At 79.2% G+C, this 366-nt stretch carries 1 pseudogene; it reads right to left on the bottom strand.

The annotated features are described in order from the left end of the window. Positions 1-24: 24 nt before the first annotated feature. Positions 25-366: pseudogene (locus J0695_RS40360) on the bottom strand (hypothetical protein); the annotation flags it as partial.

Genomic DNA, 366 nt, shown 5'->3' with positions numbered 1-366 from the left:
CCATGTGGGTGTGGAAGATCGAGGTCACGAGGACTCCAGGGCGGCGAGCAGGCGGGGGGCGCGGACGTGCCCGGGCGGGGTGCGCCGGCAGCGGCGTGCGGCGGGGGTGCCGGGCAGCGGGGGCAGCAGGGCGGCGAGGACGGCGGTGCCCGCCGCGACGGCGAGCGGGGCGACGGGAGAGACGAGCACGGCGGTGAGGACCAGGACCAGGCGCAGGGCGCACTCCCCGAGGGCGCGGGCGAGGGCGGCGCGCGGGTGGGTCCCGCGTTCGCACCACAGCCGCAGCCGGTCGAAGGACCAGGCGGTGGCCCAGCCCATGAGCGGCCGGAAGACCAGCCGGTCGGCGACGGCACCGCAGCGGCCCCA

The sequence above is a fragment of the Streptomyces beijiangensis genome, assembly GCF_017315755.1.
In the GTDB taxonomy this organism is placed as follows: Bacteria; Actinomycetota; Actinomycetes; order Streptomycetales; family Streptomycetaceae; genus Streptomyces; species Streptomyces beijiangensis.
This window is presented reverse-complemented; position numbering and strand designations above follow the sequence as displayed.